This is a genomic window from Streptomyces sp. DI166 (genome assembly GCF_900091315.1).
In the GTDB taxonomy this organism is placed as follows: domain Bacteria; phylum Actinomycetota; class Actinomycetes; order Streptomycetales; family Streptomycetaceae; genus Streptomyces; species Streptomyces fuscus.
Window position 1 is genome coordinate 23,404 of sequence record NZ_FLSP01000003.1, and the last position, 20,629, is coordinate 44,032.

The 20,629-nt window shown below is 70.4% G+C and carries 21 protein-coding genes; 10 read left to right on the top strand and 11 right to left on the bottom strand.

Annotated elements, in window-relative coordinates:
- Window positions 1–21 precede the first annotated feature (21 nt).
- The gene (gene argS / locus GA0115233_RS02215; protein WP_093718320.1) at window positions 22–1,776 is read right to left on the bottom strand and encodes an arginine--tRNA ligase; all 1,755 of its coding nucleotides are present in this window, start codon (window positions 1,774–1,776) and stop codon (window positions 22–24) included.
- 144 nt (window positions 1,777–1,920) lie between these two features.
- Between argS and lysS the strand changes: the two genes are divergently transcribed.
- A complete protein-coding gene (gene lysS / locus GA0115233_RS02220) occupies window positions 1,921–3,663 on the top strand; it encodes a lysine--tRNA ligase (protein ID WP_093718321.1) in 1,743 nt (580 codons plus the stop codon).
- Between the two features lie 61 nt (window positions 3,664–3,724).
- On the opposite strand, the gene GA0115233_RS02225 is transcribed toward lysS, so the two are convergent.
- The 3 genes from GA0115233_RS02225 to GA0115233_RS02235 form a co-directional block, all read right to left on the bottom strand.
- On the bottom strand, window positions 3,725–4,966 hold the full coding sequence (locus GA0115233_RS02225) for a DUF2637 domain-containing protein (RefSeq protein WP_176711609.1): 1,242 nt from the start codon (window positions 4,964–4,966) through the stop codon (window positions 3,725–3,727).
- Window positions 4,967–5,042: 76 nt separating this feature from the next.
- Window positions 5,043–5,918, bottom strand: coding sequence for a DUF3558 family protein (locus tag GA0115233_RS02230; RefSeq protein ID WP_093718323.1), 876 nt, complete (start codon window positions 5,916–5,918; stop codon window positions 5,043–5,045).
- Between the two features lie 107 nt (window positions 5,919–6,025).
- Entirely contained in the window at window positions 6,026–6,859 is an 834-nt protein-coding gene (locus GA0115233_RS02235; protein ID WP_093718324.1) for a hypothetical protein, read from the bottom strand.
- 168 nt (window positions 6,860–7,027) lie between these two features.
- Here GA0115233_RS02235 and GA0115233_RS02240 point away from each other — a divergent pair, with 168 nt between their 5' ends.
- A complete protein-coding gene (locus GA0115233_RS02240) occupies window positions 7,028–8,221 on the top strand; it encodes an RtcB family protein (RefSeq protein ID WP_093718325.1) in 1,194 nt (397 codons plus the stop codon).
- 47 nt (window positions 8,222–8,268) lie between these two features.
- Here the strand turns inward: GA0115233_RS02240 and GA0115233_RS02245 are convergent, their stop codons facing one another.
- The 4 genes from GA0115233_RS02245 to GA0115233_RS02255 all read right to left on the bottom strand — a co-directional run bounded on the left by GA0115233_RS02245 (window position 8,269) and on the right by GA0115233_RS02255 (window position 11,464).
- Complete coding sequence (locus tag GA0115233_RS02245; RefSeq protein ID WP_369691349.1) at window positions 8,269–9,066, bottom strand: LAGLIDADG family homing endonuclease; 798 nt, start codon at window positions 9,064–9,066, stop codon at window positions 8,269–8,271.
- 175 nt (window positions 9,067–9,241) lie between these two features.
- A complete protein-coding gene (locus GA0115233_RS02250; protein WP_093718327.1) occupies window positions 9,242–10,507 on the bottom strand; it encodes a tyrosine-protein phosphatase in 1,266 nt (421 codons plus the stop codon).
- A gap of 37 nt (window positions 10,508–10,544) precedes the next feature.
- Window positions 10,545–10,688: a hypothetical protein gene (locus GA0115233_RS40840; protein ID WP_176711610.1), complete on the bottom strand. Its 144-nt coding sequence runs from the start codon at window positions 10,686–10,688 to the stop codon at window positions 10,545–10,547.
- Entirely contained in the window at window positions 10,688–11,464 is a 777-nt protein-coding gene (locus GA0115233_RS02255; protein ID WP_093718328.1) for an SDR family NAD(P)-dependent oxidoreductase, read from the bottom strand. The genes GA0115233_RS40840 and GA0115233_RS02255 overlap by 1 nt, the downstream gene beginning before the upstream one ends.
- Before the next feature lie 548 nt (window positions 11,465–12,012).
- Between GA0115233_RS02255 and GA0115233_RS02260 the strand changes: the two genes are divergently transcribed.
- Window positions 12,013–12,441 (top strand): ester cyclase, encoded by a 429-nt coding sequence (locus GA0115233_RS02260; RefSeq protein ID WP_093718329.1) that lies wholly within the window; start codon window positions 12,013–12,015, stop codon window positions 12,439–12,441.
- Window positions 12,442–12,447: 6 nt separating this feature from the next.
- On the opposite strand, the gene GA0115233_RS02265 is transcribed toward GA0115233_RS02260, so the two are convergent.
- The gene (locus GA0115233_RS02265; RefSeq protein WP_093718330.1) at window positions 12,448–12,786 is read right to left on the bottom strand and encodes a YnfA family protein; all 339 of its coding nucleotides are present in this window, start codon (window positions 12,784–12,786) and stop codon (window positions 12,448–12,450) included.
- A gap of 126 nt (window positions 12,787–12,912) precedes the next feature.
- Here GA0115233_RS02265 and GA0115233_RS02270 point away from each other — a divergent pair, with 126 nt between their 5' ends.
- Entirely contained in the window at window positions 12,913–13,386 is a 474-nt protein-coding gene (locus tag GA0115233_RS02270; RefSeq protein WP_093718331.1) for a hypothetical protein, read from the top strand.
- A gap of 24 nt (window positions 13,387–13,410) precedes the next feature.
- Here GA0115233_RS02270 and GA0115233_RS02275 read toward each other — a convergent pair whose 3' ends face one another.
- Window positions 13,411–13,824: a winged helix-turn-helix transcriptional regulator gene (locus GA0115233_RS02275; protein ID WP_093718332.1), complete on the bottom strand. Its 414-nt coding sequence runs from the start codon at window positions 13,822–13,824 to the stop codon at window positions 13,411–13,413.
- Between the two features lie 126 nt (window positions 13,825–13,950).
- On the opposite strand from GA0115233_RS02275, the gene GA0115233_RS02280 reads away from it, so the two are divergent.
- Window positions 13,951–14,835, top strand: coding sequence for an NADP-dependent oxidoreductase (locus GA0115233_RS02280; RefSeq protein WP_093718333.1), 885 nt, complete (start codon window positions 13,951–13,953; stop codon window positions 14,833–14,835).
- Between the two features lie 185 nt (window positions 14,836–15,020).
- Here the strand turns inward: GA0115233_RS02280 and GA0115233_RS02285 are convergent, their stop codons facing one another.
- Window positions 15,021–15,839: a helix-turn-helix domain-containing protein gene (locus GA0115233_RS02285; protein WP_093718334.1), complete on the bottom strand. Its 819-nt coding sequence runs from the start codon at window positions 15,837–15,839 to the stop codon at window positions 15,021–15,023.
- A 62-nt stretch (window positions 15,840–15,901) separates the two neighbouring features.
- Here GA0115233_RS02285 and GA0115233_RS02290 point away from each other — a divergent pair, with 62 nt between their 5' ends.
- The 5 genes from GA0115233_RS02290 (at window position 15,902) to GA0115233_RS02310 (ending at window position 20,613) form a co-directional block, all read left to right on the top strand.
- Window positions 15,902–16,507, top strand: a complete 606-nt coding sequence (locus tag GA0115233_RS02290; protein ID WP_250754125.1) for a TIGR03086 family metal-binding protein — start codon at window positions 15,902–15,904, stop codon at window positions 16,505–16,507.
- A 78-nt stretch (window positions 16,508–16,585) separates the two neighbouring features.
- The gene (locus tag GA0115233_RS02295; protein WP_093718335.1) at window positions 16,586–17,671 is read left to right on the top strand and encodes an LLM class flavin-dependent oxidoreductase; all 1,086 of its coding nucleotides are present in this window, start codon (window positions 16,586–16,588) and stop codon (window positions 17,669–17,671) included.
- Entirely contained in the window at window positions 17,668–18,258 is a 591-nt protein-coding gene (locus tag GA0115233_RS02300) for a CE1759 family FMN reductase (RefSeq protein WP_093718336.1), read from the top strand. The genes GA0115233_RS02295 and GA0115233_RS02300 overlap by 4 nt, the downstream gene beginning before the upstream one ends.
- Before the next feature lie 216 nt (window positions 18,259–18,474).
- A complete protein-coding gene (locus tag GA0115233_RS02305; protein ID WP_093718337.1) occupies window positions 18,475–19,200 on the top strand; it encodes a response regulator transcription factor in 726 nt (241 codons plus the stop codon).
- A complete protein-coding gene (locus GA0115233_RS02310) occupies window positions 19,201–20,613 on the top strand; it encodes a HAMP domain-containing sensor histidine kinase (protein WP_093718338.1) in 1,413 nt (470 codons plus the stop codon).
- The last annotated feature ends 16 nt before the right edge of the window (window positions 20,614–20,629 follow it).

The following is a 20,629-nucleotide window of genomic DNA, read 5'->3' on the forward strand; positions in this document are numbered from 1 at the left end:
GAAGTCCCGCAACCGCTCAGGTCAGAGACGCTCGGGGGTGCGGATGCCGAGGAGCGCCATGCCCTGGTGCAGGGTGCGGGCGGTGAGGTCGCAGAGGAAGAGGCGGTTCTCCTTCTGCTCCTCGGTGTCGGCCTTCAGCACCGGGCACTTGTCGTAGAACGCCGTGTACAGCGACGCCAGCTGGTACAGGTACGCGGCCACCTTGTGCGGCGCGTACTCGGCCGCAGCCTCGAACACGGTGGTGCCGAACGCGTCCAGGTGCAGGCCCAACGCCCGCTCTGCCGCGACCAGTTCCAGCTCGGGGTGCGCGACCGGCTTCGCCTCTCCCGCCTTGCGCAGGATCGACTGGATACGGGCGTACGCGTACTGGAGGTACACGGACGTGTCGCCGTTCAGTGAGACCATCTGGTCCAGGTCGAACTTGTAGTCCCGGCTCGGCGACGTCGACAGGTCCGCGTACTTCACCGCGCCGATGCCGACCTGCGCGGCCCGCTCCTGGATCTCCTCCTCGGTGAGATCCTGCGCCTTCTCCCGGACGACCTCGGCGGCCCGCTGGACCGCCTCGTCCAGCAGATCCTCCAGCTTGACCGTCTCGCCCTCACGCGTCTTGAACGGCTTGCCGTCCGCGCCGAGGACCGTGCCGTAGCCCATGTTGTGGGCGGTCACGTTCTCGTTCAGCCAGCCCGCGCGGCGGGCCGTCTCGAAGACCATCTTGAAGTGCAGGGACTGACGCACGTCCACCACGTACAGCAGCGTCGTCGCGTCCAGTTCGCCCACCCGGTTGCGGATCGCCGTCAGGTCGCTGGCCGCGTAGCCGAAGCCGCCGTCCGCCTTCTGCACGATCAGCGGCACCGGCTGGTCGTCCTTGCCGCGGATGTCGTCGAAGAACACCACCAGCGCGCCCTCGGAGCGCACCGCGACACCCATCTCCTCCAGGAGGCGGGCGGTCTCCGGCATGCCGTCGTTGTACGCCGACTCGCCGACGATCTCCTCGTCCCGGATCTCCATGTCCAGCTTCTCGAAGACGGAGTAGAAGTAGACCTTCGACTCGTCCACGAACTGCTGCCACAGCTTCAGGGTCTCCTCGTCGCCCGACTGGAGGGCGACGACCCGCTTGCGGGCCCGCTCCTTGAAGTCGTCGTCTGCGTCGAAGACGGCACGCGAGGCCTTGTAGACGCGGTTGAGGTTGCTCATCGCCTCCGCACCGTCGACCTCCGACGGTGGCGCCAGCTCGCCCGGGTTCTCGATCAGGTACTGGATGAGCATGCCGAACTGGGTGCCCCAGTCGCCGATGTGGTGCCGGCCGATCGTCCTCTCGCCGGTGAAGTCGAGCATGTGGCGCAGGGCGTCGCCGATCACCGCGGAGCGCAGGTGGCCGACGTGCATCTCCTTGGCCACGTTCGGCTGGGCGTAGTCGATCACCGTGACGCCGGGGTTCTCCTTCAGCGGCACGCCGAGCCGGTCGTCGGCGGCGCGCGCGGCGAGCGTCTCGGTGATCGCGCGGTCGGCGACGGTGACGTTCAGGAAGCCGGGGCCGGAGACCTCGACGTCCTTGATCACATCACCGGTGACGATGTCGCCGACGACCTTCGTGGCCAGCTCCCGCGGGTTCGCCTTCGCCTTCTTGGCGAGCGCGAGGATGCCGTTGGCCTGGAAGTCGGCCCGGTCGCTACGTCGCAGCAGCGGGTCGGCGCCGTCGGTCTCCGGCAGGGCGGAGACGAGGGCGTCGGTGAGGCGCTGGTTGACGAGATCGGTGAGCGACGTGACCGGAGCCATTGAGTGGGAGCCGTTCTCCTCGGCGGAATTGCTGGACGTGGCCAGTATCCCACGGGGGGTAAAGCCGTTTTTCCGGGCGCGGTGACGTCTGGGAGAATGCACCCGTCAGCCTTGACCGTACGGCTGCCCCTAGGAAAGAAGGACGTGCCGATCGTGGCTCAGAGCACCGAGACCACCGACTGGGTCTCCCGTTTCGCGGATGACGTCATCGAGGAGTCGGAGCGTCGGGCCCCGGGCAAACCGGTCGTCGTCGCGTCCGGCCTCTCCCCCTCCGGCCCCATTCACCTGGGCAACCTCCGCGAGGTCATGACGCCGCACCTCGTCGCCGACGAGATCCGGCGCCGCGGGTACCAGGTCCGGCACCTGATCTCCTGGGACGACTACGACCGCTACCGCAAGGTGCCCAAGGGCATCGCCGGGGTCGACGAGGAGGCCTGGGCCGCCCACATCGGCAAGCCCCTGACCTCCGTCCCCGCGCCGGAGGGCTCGGCGTACCCGAACTGGGCCGAGCACTTCAAGGCCGCGATGATCGAGTCGCTGGCCGAGCTGGGCGTGGAGTTCGACGGGATCAGCCAGACGGAGCAGTACACCTCGGGCGCCTACCGCGAGCAGATCCTGCACGCCATGAAGCACCGCAACGACATCGACGCGGTGCTCGCCCAGTACCGCACCAAGAAGGCCCCCGCGAAGAAGTCGCAGAAGCCGGTCGACGAGGCCGAGCTGGAGGCCGCCGAGGGCTCGGGCGCCGCCGGCGAGGACGACGGCTCGGCCGGCTCGGCCGGGTACTTCCCGTACAAGCCGTACTGCGGCAACTGCGAGAAGGACCTGACGACCGTCACCTCCTACGCGGACGAGACCACCGAGCTGTCGTACACCTGCAACGAGTGCGGCTTCGCCGAGACCGTGCGGCTGAACGAGTTCAACCGCGGCAAGCTGGTGTGGAAGGTCGACTGGCCCATGCGCTGGGCCTACGAGGGCGTCATCTTCGAGCCCAGCGGCGTCGACCACTCCTCGCCCGGCTCGTCGTTCCAGGTCGGCGGGCAGATCGTCGGGATCTTCGGCGGCAAGCAGCCCATCGGCCCGATGTACGCCTTCGTCGGTATCTCCGGCATGGCGAAGATGTCCTCCTCCCGGGGCGGGGTGCCCACCCCGGCGGACGCCCTGCAGATCATGGAGCCCCAGCTCCTGCGCTGGCTCTACGCCCGCCGCCGCCCGAACCAGTCGTTCAAGATCGCCTTCGACCAGGAGATCCAGCGGCTGTACGACGAGTGGGACAAGCTCGACGCCAAGGTCGCCGACGGCTCCGCCCTCCCGGCCGACATCGCCGCGCACTCCCGCGCGGTGCGCACGGCCTCCGGTGAGCTGCCGCGCACGCCCCGGCCGATGCCGTACCGGACCCTCGCGTCCGTCGCCGACATCACCGCCGGGCACGAGGACCAGGCGCTGCGCATCCTCTCCGACCTGGACCCGGCCAACCCGCTGGGCTCCCTGGACGAGGCCCGCCCGCGCTACGACAAGGCCGTGGCCTGGATCAACACGCACGTGCCCGCCGACCAGCGGACCATCGTGCGCTCCGAGCCCGACGCCGAGCTGCTGAAGTCCCTCGACGAGACCTCCCAGCAGTCCCTGCGGCTGCTGCTCGACGGACTGGACTCGCACTGGTCGCTCGACGGCCTGACCCACCTCGTCTACGGCGTGCCCAAGGTGCAGGCCGGGTTCCCGGCCGACGCCACGCCCAAGGAGCTGCCGCCGGAGATCAAGACGGCCCAGCGGTCGTTCTTCGCGCTGCTCTACCACCTGCTGGTGGGCCGGGACACCGGTCCGCGTCTGCCCACGCTGCTGCTGGCGGTCGGGCAGGAGCGGGTGCGGTCGCTGCTCGGGGAGTAGGCGACGAGCGTGCGCATGGAAGAAGGGGCCCTCTCCTACGGAGGGCCCCTTCTTGTGTGTCCTACGCGATGTGCTCGTCGGTGAGTTCCGCGTTCAGGCGGTTGGAGAACCGGTTCACCATCCGCTTGGCCTCCGCCTCCGGGAGCGCGATGCCGTACGTCGCCTCCACGTCGGCCATGAAGCCACGGGGCGTGGGAGCACCGTTGCCGCTCTTTATCGACTCACGGAACACCTGGTAGAAGGCATCCTCGTCCGGCTCCGGGGCACCGCCGCCCTCACCCAGCTCACGGGTGCGGCCGGGGGCCACCGGGATCGGGAAGCTGCCCGTCTCCTCCGGAGAGGGCTCCTGGTGATCCATCACCGGGGGCTCTTCCTCGTGCCAGTTCTCGTACTGCGCCGGGTCGTACGAGGGGTCGTAGCCGCCGTGGTACTCGATCTCCTCCGGGTGCCGGGCGTGCAGCCAGGGGCTTTCCTCGGGAGGCGGCTCGTAGGCGTACGGGTCGGTGTACTGCTCGGCGTACTGGTTGCCGACGAGCTGGGGGCGCTGCTGCTCGGCGGCGGACGGCGCCGCGACGGCCTGCGGCTGCTGCGGCGCCGGGGGTATGAGCAGCGGCTCTATGCCCGCCGCCGCCAGACCCGCCGGGGCCGTCTCCGCCAGCGGCACGCCGTAGCGGGCCAGCCGCAGCGGCATCAACGACTCCACCGGAGCCTTGCGCCGCCAGGCCCGGCCGAAGCGGGAACGCAGCCGCGCCTGGTAGACGAGACGTTCCTGCTCCAGCTTGATGACCTGCTCGTAGGAGCGCAGCTCCCACAGCTTCATCCGCCGCCACAGCAGAAACGTCGGCACCGGGCTGAGCAGCCAGCGGGTCAGCCGGACGCCCTCCATGTGCTTGTCCGCCGTGATGTCCGCGATCCGCCCGATCGCGTGCCGCGCCGCCTCCACCGCGACCACGAACAGGATCGGGATCACGCCGTGCATGCCCACGCCCAGCGGGTCCGGCCAGGCCGCCGCGCCGTTGAACGCGATCGTCGCCGCCGTCAGCAGCCAGGCCGTCTGACGCAGCAGCGGGAAGGGGATACGGATCCAGGTCAGCAGCAGATCGAGCGCGAGCAGCACACAGATGCCCGCGTCGATGCCGATCGGGAACACATAGCTGAAGTCCCCGAAACCCTTCTTGATGGCCAGCTCTCGGACGGCCGCGTACGAACCGGCGAAGCCGATGCCGGCGATGATCACTGCGCCGAACACCACCACGCCGATGAGGACGCGGTGCATTCGGGTCAGCTGCGGTGGCCCGGCCACTCGTACTCCCCTCCCCTTGCGTGTTGTTGCGCGCAACAGGGTGGCACATGTGTGCGGCGCACGTGTCGCCGGTGGGTCAGCTCTTCGCCGACGCCTTCGCCGACGGCTTCTTCGAGGAGTCCTTGGCGGAGTCCTCGGTGGCATCCTTCGAGGGCGACTTGGACGGATTCGTGCCCGCCGAGTCACCGTCCGTGCCGCTGCCGTTGGCCTTCGTCACCGCCGCCACCGCTTCCTTCGCGGCCTTCTCGGCCAGCTTGGTCAGCGTGTCCGCGCTCGGCGTCTTCTCGCCCGCGAGACCGGCACCGTTGTAGTCGAGCGTGACGACCACGTTCTCGACCCGGGCGACGACCGTCTGCTGCTTGAAGGCGCCCTCCTTCTTCTTCAGGTCGTAGCGCACCAGCGTCGCCTCGTCGCCCGTCCCGGCGACCGGCTCCGACTTGACGTTCTTCGCGTCCTTCGTGGCCTGCGCGTCCTGGACCTGCTTGGCGTAGAACTCCGCCGCCAGCTTGTCGCCCTCACCGCGCGTGATGTCCGACTCGAAGCGCAGCAGCGAGACATTCAGCCAGCGGAACTGCGAGCCCTTCACACCGTTGTTGTCCAGACTGCTCCAGGAACAACTGGCGCGCGTGGAAGTGTCGTCGGACGAGCCCTCCTTGCCGGACTTGCCCGCCTTCGGTACGAGATCACCCAAGGTGTCCTTGGCCAGCACGTCACACGCCTCGGGCAGCTTGTCGTACGCCGCCGCCTGCACAGTGGGCGACGGAGCCGCCGACGCCGAAGCACTGGCACTGGCGTTCTTGCTCGCGTCGTCCGAGCCGGAGTCAGAGGAGCAGCCGGCGGCGATCAGCATCACGGGAACGGCGGCCGCACCGACAACAGCACGGGAAAGACGCCTGGCTCGCTGATGGCTCGGGTCACGCTGGGCTGCTCGCTGCATGGTTCCTTCACTCATGAGACTCGTGGTTCCTGCCGTCGGATCGGGTCCGAGGGGCCACGGTACGCGGTGAGCAAGGAGTGCGTTTCTGTTTCGCCGTCTTCACAACTCGCCGCGCACGGGCCTCAGCCCGCCAGCGTCTCGGCCAGCTCGATGGCCAGATTCAGCGCCCTGTCCTGCATTTCCTTGCTGTCCGGCACCACACCGACAGTGGCCGGCTGCTCCTCGTACTGGATGGTCACCACGACATTGGACGTGCGGAACGCCACAGTCACCGTGCGCTGCTTGGCCGTCGAACCGGCACTGCTGAGCACGTCGTTCAGGAACGCCTCGTCGCCCAGATCCTCCAGGAGGCGGGGCTGGAGGTCGGCCGGGGTGGTGTCCGGCGCGGACGTGGCGGACGAGGAGGGGGAGGCGTCGGGGTCCGACGGGGTCAGGGAGTTGGAGACCGCGTCCGTGGGCTTGTCCGGGGACTCGGAGCCGGAGGACTCGGCGTCCGTGTCTGCCGGTTCGGGGAGGTCCGCCTCGGTGCGCAGCCGCGCGAAGACATCCTCGGCCTGGCTGTCGTCGCTGACCGCGGTGTCGTAGGACACCACACGCTCGAAGTCGATGAAGAGGTGGTCGGTCGCGGCGGCCGAGTCCACCTTCCAGCGGCAGCCGACCTTGCGGTCGGTGTCGTAGGTGAGGGTGGCGGTGCCCTCGTAGAGCTTCTCCCGCTGCTCCTCGTCGCTGACCTCGGGAATGCCCGGCAGCAGCGCGTCGAGAGTGTCCGGCTCGACCGAGCCGCAGGGCTCCGGGAGGGTGCGGTACCGGCCGGGCTCGGCCGCCGCCGTCGCGGTACCGGAGTCGCCGGGGTTCGACCCGTCCGTCGGGCCGCCGTCGTCGGAGCTTCCGGTGCAGCCGGCCAGCAGCGCCGCGAGGAGTGCGGCGACGCCGGATACGTACGCCTTCCGCTGCACGGTCGGCTCCTCTCGCTGCGGAAATCGATTGCGGGCGGGGTGCGCCCCCTGGACACAATGTGTATCGCACGCACTGCTGTGAACGCCGGTCCGATGTCCCTTTCGTTGACCTTGGCGCCAGTTTTGCGATTGAAGACTTGTGTTGCTTATCGGGGGAATGAGGACGATATGTCGTACGTGGAAATGCTCGGTGCCAAGGTTCCGATCCGGATGTGGACGGACCCCGCGACGGTGGAGGACGTGGCCCTCCAGCAGCTCCGGAACGTGGCGACCCTGCCGTGGATCAAGGGTCTGGCGGTCATGCCGGACGTCCACTACGGCAAGGGTGCGACGGTCGGCTCCGTGATCGCGATGCAGGGCGCGGTGTGCCCGGCGGCGGTCGGGGTGGACATCGGCTGCGGAATGTCGGCGGTCAGGACGTCCCTGACGGCGAACGACCTCCCCGGCGACCTCTCCCGCCTGCGCTCGAAGATCGAGCAGGCGATCCCGGTGGGGCGGGGGATGCACGACGACCCCGTCGACCCCGGCCGACTGCACGGCTTCCCGACCGGCGGGTGGGGCGACTTCTGGGACCGGTTCGACGGGATCGCGGAAGCGGTCAAATTCCGTCACGAACGGGCCGGGAAGCAGATGGGGACGCTCGGATCCGGCAATCACATGATCGAATTTTGTCTTGATCAGTCAAATTCGGTCTGGCTCATGCTGCACTCCGGTTCCCGGAACATCGGTAAGGAGCTGGCGGAGTACCACATCGGCGTCGCGCAGAAGCTTCCGCACAATCAGGGCCTGGTCGACCGCGATCTCGCGGTGTTCGTGGCGGACACGCCGCAGATGGCGGCGTACCGGAGCGATCTGTACTGGGCCCAGGAGTACGCGAAGTACAACCGCGCGATCATGATGGCGCTGCTCAAGGACGTCGTCCGCAGGGAGTTCAAGAAGGCGAAGCCGACCTTCGAGCAGGAGATCTCGTGCCACCACAACTATGTGGCCGAGGAGCGCTACGAGGGCATGGACCTGCTCGTCACCCGCAAGGGAGCGATCCGGGCGGGCTCCGGCGAGTACGGGATCATTCCGGGCTCGATGGGCACGAGTTCCTACATCGTGAAGGGACTCGGCAACGAGAAGGCCTTCAACTCCGCTTCGCACGGTGCCGGTCGGCGCATGAGCCGCAATGCGGCGAAGCGGCGTTTCACCGTGCGGGACCTGGAGGAACAGACGCGCGGTGTGGAGTGCCGTAAGGACTCCGGTGTGCTGGACGAGATTCCGGGTGCCTACAAGAACATCGACCAGGTAATGCAGCAGCAGCGCGATCTCGTCGAAGTGGTCGCGAAGCTGAAGCAGTTCGTGTGTGTGAAGGGCTGACGCACAAGGCCCCCGGCGCGACAGCCGGGGGCCGTGTCGGTCCGACGTCAGTTGCTCGGCATGGGTACCTTGCCGGACCGCAGTCGCCACATACGAAGATTGCAGCTCTGCGGCGTCCGGTCGAGGACCTCGGCCGCCGCTGTCGGGCTGTTGAGCTTCAGCAGGATGCGGTCCTCCGCCGCCGTCCAGCGGCGGGCCGTGTAGGCGGAACGCATTCCTGCGGTACGGATCCACGCGGCGAGCGAGTCGGCGGCCGCCTGCTTGCGTGCCAGAGCCAGGCAGCCGGGGTAGTACAGGTCGGCTGCCAGGCGCTGGCCTGCCTCCATCGCGATGAGCACGTTGTAGATGCTGTCGCGAGTGTTCCGCTTGACTGTGCGCTGGACTCCGGTGACCTCTTGGACGTAGTCGCACAGGTCCTGGCCGATGGCGGTGCTGGCCGTGGTGAGGGAGACGAACGGAAATCCCTTGCTCGTGAATCCCACTGACCCGTCGGCGTCGATGACTCCTCGAAGGTAGTCACGGTGGGCGAAGTCGCCGAGCGGCGGAGCGATCGTCTCCGACTTTCGTCCGTAGGGGAGTCCGAGGTCGTTGAGGACGGTCCTGGCCTCCAGGGAGCACACGCTCCAGACCGCCGAGGTATGGACGGCGGCGAAGTTGGTGGACCGGGTGCGTTGGATGATGCTGCTGTTGTAGGGCGTCAGCTTCTGGAATGCGCGGAGGAGATCGATGTCCCGCGCGTTGATCTCCAGGCTCAACCTCCCTTTGCGCCCTGTGCCTTGGTACAGATGCCCGTCGGCTTGCAGGAAGCCGAACATGTACGCGTACTCGGGGACCGTGAGGTCCATGAATCGATGAGCGCTAGGCTCGCAGTCAGCCATGAGGAAGGCCGCCTTCCATACTGGTCAGGCCCTCGCTCCGGACCGGCATCCGGGCGAGGGCCGTTGCGTTGATCGTTCGACGCGAGCGTAGGTCGGCAGTTCAACGGCCGTACGGGTGATCGGTGATGTTCAGTCCTGTGAGTTAACCGAGCTTCTTTTCCATCAGCGTCACCCCGTACAGGGCGTTCGTGCCGTCCGTTTTGTCGTGGCGTTCGCCGACGGCCCGGTAGCCCGCGGTCTCGTAGTACGTGCGCAGGCGGGGGTTGGAGGTGAGGCAGTCGAGGCGGGCGTAGGGGCGGCCGGTGGTGGCTATGCGGGACTCGGCCTCGGCGAGGAGGCGGCGGCCGGTGCCGGGTGGGGCCGTGTGGAGGGTGGTCATCAGGCGGTGGATGTACCCGGCGTCGTCGGGGCGGGGGCCCCAGGCGGCGGGGTCGGACCACCACAGTTCCCAGGCGCCGGTCAGGTGGCCGTCGGCATGGGCCAGCCAGACCTCGCCCTCGCGCATGCGGGTGCGGAAGTGGGCCTCGTCCTTGCGGCCCGGTTTCCACTGGTCGATGCCGCGGGCCAGCATCCACAGGGCGGCCGAGTCGTGGAGGCGGGCGAGGGCGGGGGCGTCTGCCTCGGTTGCCTTGTGGAAGGTCAACTCCGGGTGGGTGGTGGGGGGTTGCTCCAGGAGGGCGGCGCGGAGGGTGCGGGTCAGGGCTTGCGCGTTCAGGGCGAGGGCGTCGGTGACGTACGCCTCCACCGAGCCGTAGCGGTCCTTCAGGCCCTTCAGGAACAGGCGCATGACCGATGCCGGGGCGCGGCCGTAGTCCGGCCAGGTGGGGGAGTCGCCGTTGTTGCGGGTGCGCCATTCCGCGAGCAGGGGCTCGGTGGCGAGTTCGGTGAGGGTGAAGTCCTCGACGATCGTTGGTTCGTCGACGCCGAGCAACGACAGGACCAGGGCGGCCAGTTCACCGGTGCGGTCCTTGCCCGAGGCGCAGTGGAAGACGAGGGGTTCGTCCGATTCGGCGGACTTCGTGATCACTTCGAGTGCCTGGCGGATTTCCTGTGCGCCGTCCTCGGCGACCTCCAGGAAGCGTTCCGACAGGTACGGTCCGGCCTGCACGTCCGCCGTCAACGCGGCCTGGTTGTAGGGGCGGTGTTCGATGCTGAGGTTGTGGTAGGTCAGCGTGGGGTGGTCCGGGACCCGGCCCCGGGAGTCGATCTCCCAGGGGTAACGCAGGTCGATGACCGTGCGCACGCCCAGCGCGAGGAAGCGGGTCCAGTCCTCGTTGCCTTCGGTGAGCTTGCCGAGGGAGTCGGCGCGGTAGAGGCGGCCGGGGCGGATCCGGCGGCCGTCGGCGGTGCGGTAGCCGCCGAGGTCGCGGAAGTTGTGCAGGGCGTCGAAGGGTATGTGTCTGTCCACTCGGTCGGTTCTACCCGTGGACTCTTGGGTTCCGGGGTTACTTCGGCGCGTGTGTCACGGCGTAGATCATGACGAACGCCACGATGTGGATGCCGAACAGGAAGTAGCCGAGCCACCACCACATCTGGCGTTCGTTGTGGGGGCTCTTGCTCTCGCCCTGCTGTTTCTCCTCGCCCGTCATCACAGCTCCCGGTGGACCTTGGTGTTGGACGCCTGCGCGCGGGGCCGGACGACCAGCAGGTCGATGTTGACGTGGCTGGGCCGGGTCACGGCCCAGGTGATGGTGTCGGCGACGTCGTCGGCGGTGAGCGGCTCGGCGACGCCCTGGTAGACCTTGGCGGCCTTGTCGGTGTCGCCGCCGAAGCGGGTGAGGGCGAACTCGTCCGTCTTCACCATGCCGGGGGCGACCTCGATGACACGGACCGGCTTGCCGACGATCTCCAGGCGGAGGGTCTCGGCGAGGACGTGCTCGCCGTGCTTGGCGGCGACGTAGCCCGCGCCGCCCTCGTAGGTGCCGTGGCCCGCGGTCGAGGACACCACGACGACGGTGCCGTTGCCGCCGGCCTCCAGCTTGGGCAGGAGCGCCTGGGTGAGGTTGAGGGTGCCGATGACGTTGGTCTCGTACATCGCGCGCCAGTCCGCGGGGTCGCCGGTGGCGACGGGGTCGGCGCCGAGGGCTCCGCCGGCGTTGTTGACCAGGACGGCGATGGTCTTGAACGCGGTGGCGAACTCGTCGACGGCCGCGCGGTCGGTGACGTCGAGCTGGTAGGCGGTCGCCGAGTGTCCGGCGGCGTTGATCTCCTCGGCCACGGCCTCGATCCGGTCCTTGCGGCGCGCGGTCAGCACGACCCGGTACCCGGCCGCGGCGAGCTGCCGGGCGGTGGCGGCACCGATACCGCTGCTCGCCCCGGTGACGACGGCGATACGGGACGCGGCGGACGGTGCGGCGGCTGCCATGGGGCTGCTCCTCGGGAGGGCGGACGGCTCGGGCGGGGCCCGAATGCATGCCCGGCCAGGATAGGCGGGCGGGCCGGGGGCGGGTCGGGGGGTTTCGGTGGGTGGGCTCCCGAGGGGCCCCTGCGAGCCCTTCGAACGGCCCCCTGCGAGCCTTAGGACCACCCGCGAGGCCCCCCTGACGGCGCCCCTGCGAGGGCGGGTGGGCGGGTCTGGGCAGCTTCGTGAGGCTCTGGTCGGCTCCCGCGGGGCCTTGGGCGGTTTTCTGCGAGCCTTCTGAGCGGCTCCTGCGAAGCCTTGGGGGCCTTCTGTGAGGCTCTGGTCGGCCCCTGCGGCGTTCTTGGGCGGTCTCCTGCGAGGGTTCTGCGCGGCTCCTGCGGGGCCTTGGGCGGTCCCATGTGAGGCTCTGGTCGGCTCCCGCGAGGCCTCGGGGGGTCTTCCGCGAGGCCTGGGCGGCCCCCTGCGAGGTTCCGGCGAGGCCTCTGGCGGCCCCCGGTGGGGGCTCTGGTGGGAGAATTGGGGTGGGTGGTCCTCGCAGGGCGGAGGTTGTCATGGGACAGGCTCGTGAGGTGATGGACCGGCTGACCGCGGCGGTCACCGGGGAGCCGGATCTGAAGGCGCTGGCGGAGCTGTTCGCGGAGGACGCCGTGGCGGTGACGCCCGATGAGGGGGAAGTGACCGGGCGGGACCACATCGTCGAGTACTTCCGGCAGATGACGGACGCGGTGCCGAACGCGGTCTTCGAGCCCCTGAACGAGTACGAGGCCGGGGACACCGCGATCGATGAGGGGTTCTTCAGCGGGATCAACAGCGGCCCCATCGCGCTGCCGGACGGGCAGTCGCTGCCCGCGACCGGGAAGCCCGTCAAGCTGCGGGGTGTGGACTTCGCCACCGTCCGGGACGGGAGGATCGTCAGTTACCGGCTCTACTTCGATCAGATGGAGTTCCTGGGGCAGCTCGGTCTGCTGCCGGAGGACTGAGGGCCGTCAGCCCTCGCCGCGCGGGGCGTACATGATCACGGCCATCCCCGCGAGGCAGATCAGTGCGCCGACCACGTCCCAGCGGTCGGGCCGGTAGCCGTCCGCGACCATGCCCCAGGCGAGCGAGCCGGCCACGAAGACCCCGCCGTACGCGGCGAGGATGCGGCCGAACTCGGCGTCCGGCTGGAGGGTGGCGACGAAGCCGTAGGCACCGAGGGCCAGCACGCCGCCGCCGATCCACAGCCAGCCGCGGTGCTCGCGTACGCCCTGCCAGACCAGCCAGGCGCCGCCGATCTCGAAGAGGGCGGCGACGACGAACAGGACGGCGGAGCGCAGTACGGACATGGGCGCAGCTTGGCATAAGGGGCCTCGGGCGGACCGGGGTCTGTCACCTGTTGGACGGCGCCTGCCGTATGCCCCACGTGGCATACATCCGTACGACAAAACGACCGGATGGACGGGAGTGGACGTATGCGCGGTGCGCGGGTGTGCGGGGCCGGAGTGATGGCGGCGGCGTTGCTGGTGGGAGGGGCGTCGGGGGCGGCCGGTGCCGTGCGAGGGCCGGAGGCGGATCTGGCGTACCACGGGTCCGCGTCGCTGGTCGGCGGTGAGGTCGATCTGCGGTTCACGCCCCGCAACCACGGGCCCTCGGCGGTGCCCGACGCGACGGTGCGGCTGCGCTGGTCGGAGCCGCTGGCGGACCGGCAGGAGCTGCCCGACGGGTGTGCGCGGGCCGGGACGCGGGCGGTGCTGTGCCGGGTGGGGGCGCTGGGCGCGGACGAGTTCGGGGAGCGGATCGCGCTGCGGGTACGGCTGCGGGACGCGTCCTCCGAGGTGGAGCTGGAGATGGACACGGTGTGGAGCGGCGGGGCCGTGGACCGGAACCCGGCCAATGACCGGCAGCGGGTGCTGATCCTGGAGACGGGGGACGCGTACTACTTCTAGCGCCCCCGGGCGCGCCCCCCGTGGTTAGGCCGCCTGCTCCTCGTTCGCCGCGTCGTACCGCTCGCGGGCCTCGTGGACCTGTTCGATGTGGGTCTCGGCCCAGTCCTTCACGGCCATCAGCAGCAGGGCCAGGCTGTGGCCGAGGGGGGTCAGTTCGTAGTCGACGCGGACCGGTACGGACGGGGTGACCTGACGGGTGAGGATGCCGTCGCGTTCCAGGGCGCGCAGCGTCTGGGTGAGCATCTTGGGGCTCACCCCGGCGATCTTGCGGCCGAGGTCGCTGTAGCGCATGGGGCCGGAGGCGAGCGCGGAGACGACGAGGCTGACCCACTTGTCGCTGAGCCGGTCCAGGAGCTGGTTGGTGGGGCAGCCCTTGATGAACGCGTCGTACTCGCGGCGGGCCTGCTCGCGTCGCTGTGCCGCCGTCATCGTCGCCATGGCTCACCTCTGGGGTATGTACGCACCTTTGGGTAACTCCTTACGAATCGATAGTAGCTCTTCCTAGGGTTGCGGAGGCCGAGGAGATACCGAGGCTTTCGCAAGGGCTTGAGGAGCTGTTTCGACATGCGTGCAGCAGTGGTGACGACGTTCGGCGGACCCGAGGCCGTGGAGGTCGTGGAGGTCGAGGTGCCCGAGCCGGGTGCGCGCCAGGTCCGGATCAAGGTGGCGGCGGCCGCGCTGAACCCGGTCGACGCCGGACTGCGGGAAGGCGTCTTCGGGGGCGCGGGCACCCAGATCGGCCTGGGCTGGGACGTCGCGGGCGTGGTGGACGCCGTCGGTGCGGAGGCGGACTGGAGCGTCGGTGACGAGGTGGTGGCCCTGCACTACGGCATGGGCAAGTCGCTGGGCACCCACGCCGAGTACGTGGTAGTGGACGCCGACGCGGTGGCCAAGGCCCCGGCGGGTGTGGACGCCGTCCTGGCGGCCACTCTTCCCCTGAACGCCCTGACTGCCGCGCAGGCCCTGGCCGGGCTGGGGGTGGAGCCGGGGCAGAAGCTGCTGGTCACCGGTGCCGCGGGCGCGGTCGGCGGGTACGCCCTCCAGCTCGCCGCGCACCGGGGCATCGAGGCGACGGCCCTGGCCCGGCCGGGCAGCGAGGAGCTCGTACGGTCGCTGGGCGCGGCCCGGATCGCGGACGCCGACGAGGGCGGCTTCGACGCCGTACTGGACGCGGCGGCCCTCGGTGAGCCGGCCCTGGCCCGGGTCCGCGACGGCGGCGCCTACCTGGGTGTCCACCCGGGCGGCGAACCGGCGTCCGAGCGCGGGGTGCGGGTCGCCGCGGTCGAGGTTCGCGCCGACGGCCGTCAGCTCGCCGAGCTGGTCGACCTGGCCGAGAAGGGCGTCCTGACCCTCCGGGTCGCGGAGACCTACGCCCTGGTCGACGCGGTGAAGGCGCACGCCCGCCTGGCGGAGGGCGGTGTCCGGGGGCGGCTGGTGCTGGTGCCGTGAGGCGGGGCCGGCCGGACAGGCGGGGGCCGGCTGGACAGGGGGCCGGCTGGACAGGGGACCGGCCGGACCGGGGGACCAGCTGGACAGGGGACCGGCTGGACCGGGGACCAGCTGGACAGGGGGCCGGCTGGACCGGGGACCAGCTGGACAGGGGGCCGGCTGGACAGGGAAGCCGTCGGACCCCCTCAGTCCCCCCGTACCGCCCGCGCGTACGCCGTGGGGGACACCCCGAGTGTCCCCGTGAACGCGCGCACCAGGTGGGACTGGTCCGCGTAGCCCAGGGTGGCTGCCAGGCCCGACCAGTCAGTGTCCGCGGAGTCCGCCCGGTCGAGGGCGTCGTGGAGGCGGTAGCGCAGGATCGTCCACTTGGGGCTGACCCCGACGTACGCGGAGAACAGGCGTTGCAGGGAGCGGACCGACAGGCCCTGTGAGCGGGCGAAGTCCGCGACCCGGTTCACCGAGCGGTCCGTGCGGATCCGGGCGACCAGGTCGGCAGCCAGGTCCTCCTGGGGGTCCGCGGTGTGCGGGACCGACAGCAGGAAGGCGTCCAGGGCCCGCACGCGGGCCTCGTCGCCCTCCGCCGTGACGATCCGCCTCGCCTCTTCCGGGGTCGCCTGTCCCAGCACCTCCCCGGCGGGGAGCGCGCGGCCGGTCCAGTGGGAGACCGGGGCCTCCGGGGCGAACGGGCGGAAGGCGCCGGGCCGGAACTTCACCCCGCACACCCGGCCGCGGCCCGTCAGCCTGCGGGCGTACAGGCCCAGCGCCACGCCCGTCAGCTCGGCGTAGGGCGGGCCCGCGTCCTCGTCCCACTGGAAGGTCAGGTTGACCGAGGGGTGCGGGACGGTGTGGGCGACGTAGGGCTCGGGGAGGTCCCAGTCGATCAGCCAGTACCACTCGACGTAGGGGCGCAGCGGCTCGGCGGGGAGGTGGCGGCGGAAGCGGACGCGGGAGAGCAGGCCCGACGGGTCCACGATGCCGCGGGTGTCGTCCTGACGGGCGTCCATGCCGGGATCGTATGTCGCGTTTCTTCAAGAAGCGCGGCCCTGCCCGCTCCTACGGTCGGGGCATGGACACGAACTCTGTGCACCCCGTGAAGACGTACGGCATCGGTGAGCTGCTGGATCTCGCGCGGGAGCGGGCGGTGCCGGTGCTGCGGGCCGTCCCCGGTTCCGCGCTCGGCGGCCCGACTCCTTGCTCCGAGTACGACGTCAAGGCGCTGGTCAACCACCTCTTCCAGGTGGTGGTGCAGTTCCAGCGGCTGGCCGTGAAGGAGAACTCCGACTTCGGCGCCGAGACCCCCGACCTGGTCGGCGCCGACCCCGCGTGGCGGGAGCGGTTCGCGGACGAGGCGCAGCGGCTGGTGTCGCTCTGGTCCGCGCCCGGCGCCGAGGAGGGCACCACCGGGGCGATGGACATGCCGGCCCGGCTGGTGGGCTCGATGGCGCTGCTCGATCTGACCGTGCACGTGTGGGACCTGGCCCGGGCCACCGGCCAGGAGTACCCGGGTGCGGACGGGGCCGTGGTGGCGGAGCTGGAAGGCGCGGTCGCGACGCTGGAGCCGACCGCCCGGAAGATGGGCGTCTTCGGGGAACCCGTAGCGGTGGCGGAGGACGCCGAGCCCTTCGAGCGGCTGCTCGCCCGCACCGGACGCGACCCGCACTGGACGCCCTGAGAGGAGAGGGAATACCACGCCAGGGGTGACCGTTCGAGGGTATAGTTGAACGGTCAACAACCTGGAGGGTGAGCGACCATGCAGTTCGGGATCTTCAGCGTCGGCGATGTCACGCCGGACCCGACCAACGGCCGGACGCCGACCGAAGCGGAGCGGATCAAGGCCATGGTCGCCATCGCGCTCAAGGCCGAGGAGGTCGGCCTGGACGTCTTCGCGACCGGCGAGCACCACAACCCGCCGTTCGTGCCGTCCTCGCCGACCACCATGCTCGGCTACGTGGCGGCCCGCACCGAGCGGCTGATCCTGTCCACGTCCACCACGCTGATCACCACCAACGACCCGGTGAAGATCGCCGAGGACTTCGCGATGCTCCAGCACCTGGCCGACGGCCGGGTCGACCTGATGATGGGCCGCGGCAACACCGGCCCGGTCTACCCCTGGTTCGGCAAGGACATCCGCGAGGGCATCAACCTGGCCCTGGAGAACTACAACCTGCTCCACCGGCTGTGGCGCGAGGACGTGGTGAACTGGGAGGGCAAGTTCCGCACCCCGCTGCAGGGCTTCACCTCCACACCCCGCCCGCTGGACGGCGTACCGCCGTTCGTCTGGCACGGCTCCATCCGCTCCCCGGAGATCGCCGAGCAGGCCGCGTACTACGGCGACGGCTTCTTCCACAACAACATCTTCTGGCCGGCCGACCACACCAAGCGCATGGTCGAGCTGTACCGGACCCGCTACGCCCACTACGGGCACGGCACCCCCGAGCAGGCGATCGTCGGGCTCGGCGGGCAGGTGTTCATGCGGAAGAACTCCCAGGACGCGGTGAACGAGTTCCGCCCGTACTTCGACAACGCCCCGGTCTACGGCCACGGTCCCTCCCTGGAGGACTTCACCGCGCAGACCCCGCTGACCGTCGGCTCGCCGCAGCAGGTGATCGAGAAGACCCTGTCCTTCCGCGAGTACGCCGGTGACTACCAGCGCCAGCTGTTCCTGATGGACCACGCCGGACTGCCGCTGAAGACCGTGCTGGAGCAGCTCGACCTGCTCGGCGAGGAGGTCGTACCGGTGCTGCGCGAGGAGTTCGCCAAGAACCGCCCGGCCGATGTGCCGGACGCCCCCACCCACGCCTCTCTCAAGAACGCCCAGGAGGTGACCACCGTATGAAGCTCGTCGTCGTCTCGGCGGGACTGAGCGTCCCGTCCTCCACCCGGCTGCTCGGCGACCGGCTGGCCGCCGCCGCGGCCGCCCGCACCGGGGCCGACATCGAGGTCGTGGAGCTGCGCGACCTCGCCGTGGAGATCGCGCACAACTTCACCAACGGCTTCGCGGGTACGAAGCTGGCCGCGGCCCAGCGCGCGGTCACCGAGGCGGACGGGCTGATCGTGGTCACGCCGGTGTTCTCGGCGTCGTACAGCGGACTGTTCAAGTCGTTCTTCGACGTGCTGGAGCCGGACGCGCTCGCGGGCAAGCCCGTGCTGATCGCCGCGACCGGCGGCACCGCCCGGCACTCGCTGGTCCTGGAGCACGCCCTGCGCCCCCTGTTCGCGTACCTCAAGGCCGTCGTCGTCCCGACCGGCGTCTACGCGGCCTCGGAGGACTGGGGCGCGGAGGGCCTGGACGGCAGGATCGAGCGGGCGGCCGGGGAACTGGCCGCGCTGGCGGAGGGACTGGGCCCGGCCCGCCCCGCCAAGGACGACTTCACCGTCGTCCCGTTCGCCGAACAGCTCGCCGCGATCTCCGAGGCCCGGTGAGAGGCACGGGCGGTCTCCGAGGCGCGGTGAGAGGCACGGGCGATCTCCGAGGCGCGGTCAGAGGCACGGGCGATCTCCGAGGCGCGGTGAGAGGCGCCCAGGAAAGGGCCCGGTGAGAGGCGCCCAGGAGAGGGCCCGGTGAGAGGCGCGTAAGAAGGGGGCCCGCGGGCGTACTCGCCGGGCCGCCCGGCCCCCGGCCTTGGCACACTGAAAGGCGTGCCTCACACCGTGCTCCTCGCCGAAGACGACCGCGCCATCCGGCACGCCCTGGAGCGTGCCCTGACCCTGGAGGGCTACCGGGTCACCGCGGTCGCCGACGGCGTGGAGGCGCTGGCGCAGGCCCACACCGCGACGCCGGACGTGCTCGTCCTGGACGTGATGATGCCCGGCATCGACGGCCTCCAGGTCTGCCGGGTGCTGCGCGCCGAGGGCGACCGCACCCCCATCCTGATGCTGACCGCGCTCGTGGAGACCCAGGACCGGATCGCCGGCCTGGACGCGGGCGCCGACGACTACGTCGTCAAACCCTTCGACGTCGAGGAGGTCTTCGCCCGGCTGCGTGCCCTGCTCCGCCGCACCGGCCAGACCGAGACCGGCGCCGCCGCCGACGTGCCCAAGCAGGAGCCCGAGCAGGCCGACGAGCGGATGCTGGAGGCGGCCGGGCTGCGCATGGACCCGCAGGCCCGCCGGGCCTGGCGCGGCGAGCGCGAGCTGGAACTGACCCGCACCGAGTTCGAGCTGCTGGAACTGCTCGTGCGCAACGCCGGCATCGTCCTCGACCACGCCACCATCTACGACAAGATCTGGGGCTACGACTTCGGCCCCGGCTCCAAGAACCTCGCCGTCTACGTCGGCTACCTGCGCCGCAAGCTCGACCAGCCCGGCGCCCCGCCGCTGATCCACACGGTGCGAGGGGTGGGTTACGTGCTGCGGGCGGACTGAGTGGGCCGCCTCGGGCGGCTGCTGCGGCGCCCACGGCCACGGCTGGTCTCGCTGCGCACCACCTTCGCGGTCTCCTTCGCCGCCATCACCGCCGCCGTCACCGTCCTCGTCGGCCTGCTGTCCTACAGCGCCGCCGCCCGCCTGGTCCGCGTGGACCAGCAGTCGGCGTTCGACGAGGTCGTCCGGGCCGTGCGCGAGGAGGTCAGCACCCGGACGATGGAACCGCTGGACTTCTCCTCCACCGCCCCCGGCCACGACCTGGTCCGCCCTGCCCGCACCGACGTGCAGGTCCTCGGCCCCGACGGCTCCATCTACGACCCCGGCGACCCCGGACTGCCCGTCACCGACGCCGACCGGGAGATCGCCGCCCGGCGGACCTCCGGGCGCACGGTCGTGCACGTCGACGTGAACGTCGGCGACGACGTCTACCGGGTCGCCACCGTCTCGCTCGGCGGCGGACGCGGAGCGGTGCAGATCGCGCAGGAGTTCAGCAACACCGAGGACCTGCTGCGGGCACTGCAGCAACGCACCCTGATCCTCACCTCCGCGGTCGTGATCGGGGCCGGACTGTTCGGCTGGTGGCTGGCCCGCCGGATCACCCGGCGCCTGATCGTGCTCACCTCCGCGGCGGAGAAGGTCGCCCGCACCCGGCGCCTGGGCATCCAGGTACCGGTCACCGGCTACGACGAGGTGGGCCGCCTCGGCCGCGCCTTCGACCGCATGCTCGGCCGCCTCGCCCAGTCCGAGGAGGACCAGCGGCGGCTCGTGCAGGACGCGGGACACGAACTGCGCACCCCGCTGACCTCGCTGCGCACCAACATCTCGCTGCTGCGCCGGATCGACGAGTTCCCGCCCGACACCCGGGAGGAACTGGTCGCCGACCTCGCCCAGGAGGCCCGCGAACTGACCGACCTGGTCAACGAACTGGTCGACCTGGCGGCGGGCCAGTACGACTCCGAGCCGCCGCAGCGCGTCGACCTCGCCGACATCGCCGAGGACGTGGCGGGCCTCGCCCAGCGGCGCACCGGGCGGCGGATCCTCGTCCGGGCCAGCGGGGACACCACCACCGACGGGCGGCCCGGGATGCTCCAGCGGGCGCTGTCCAACCTGGTGGAGAACGCGGCCAAGTTCGACCGCGAGGGCAACGCCCCCATCGAGATCAACGTCGCCGGGCCCGCCGTGCACGGCACGGTACGGGTGGAGGTACTGGACCGCGGGCCCGGCATCACCGACGACGACCTCCGGCATGTCTTCGACCGGTTCTACCGGGCGGCGGACGCCCGCTCCCTGCCCGGCTCGGGGCTCGGCCTGTCGGTCGTGCGCGAGGTTGCCCTGGCGCACGGCGGCGCGACGTTCGCCTCGCGGCGGCCCGGGGGAGGGGCGGTCATCGGGTTCACGGTGAAGGGCGGATGAGCCACTGTTCGGCGCC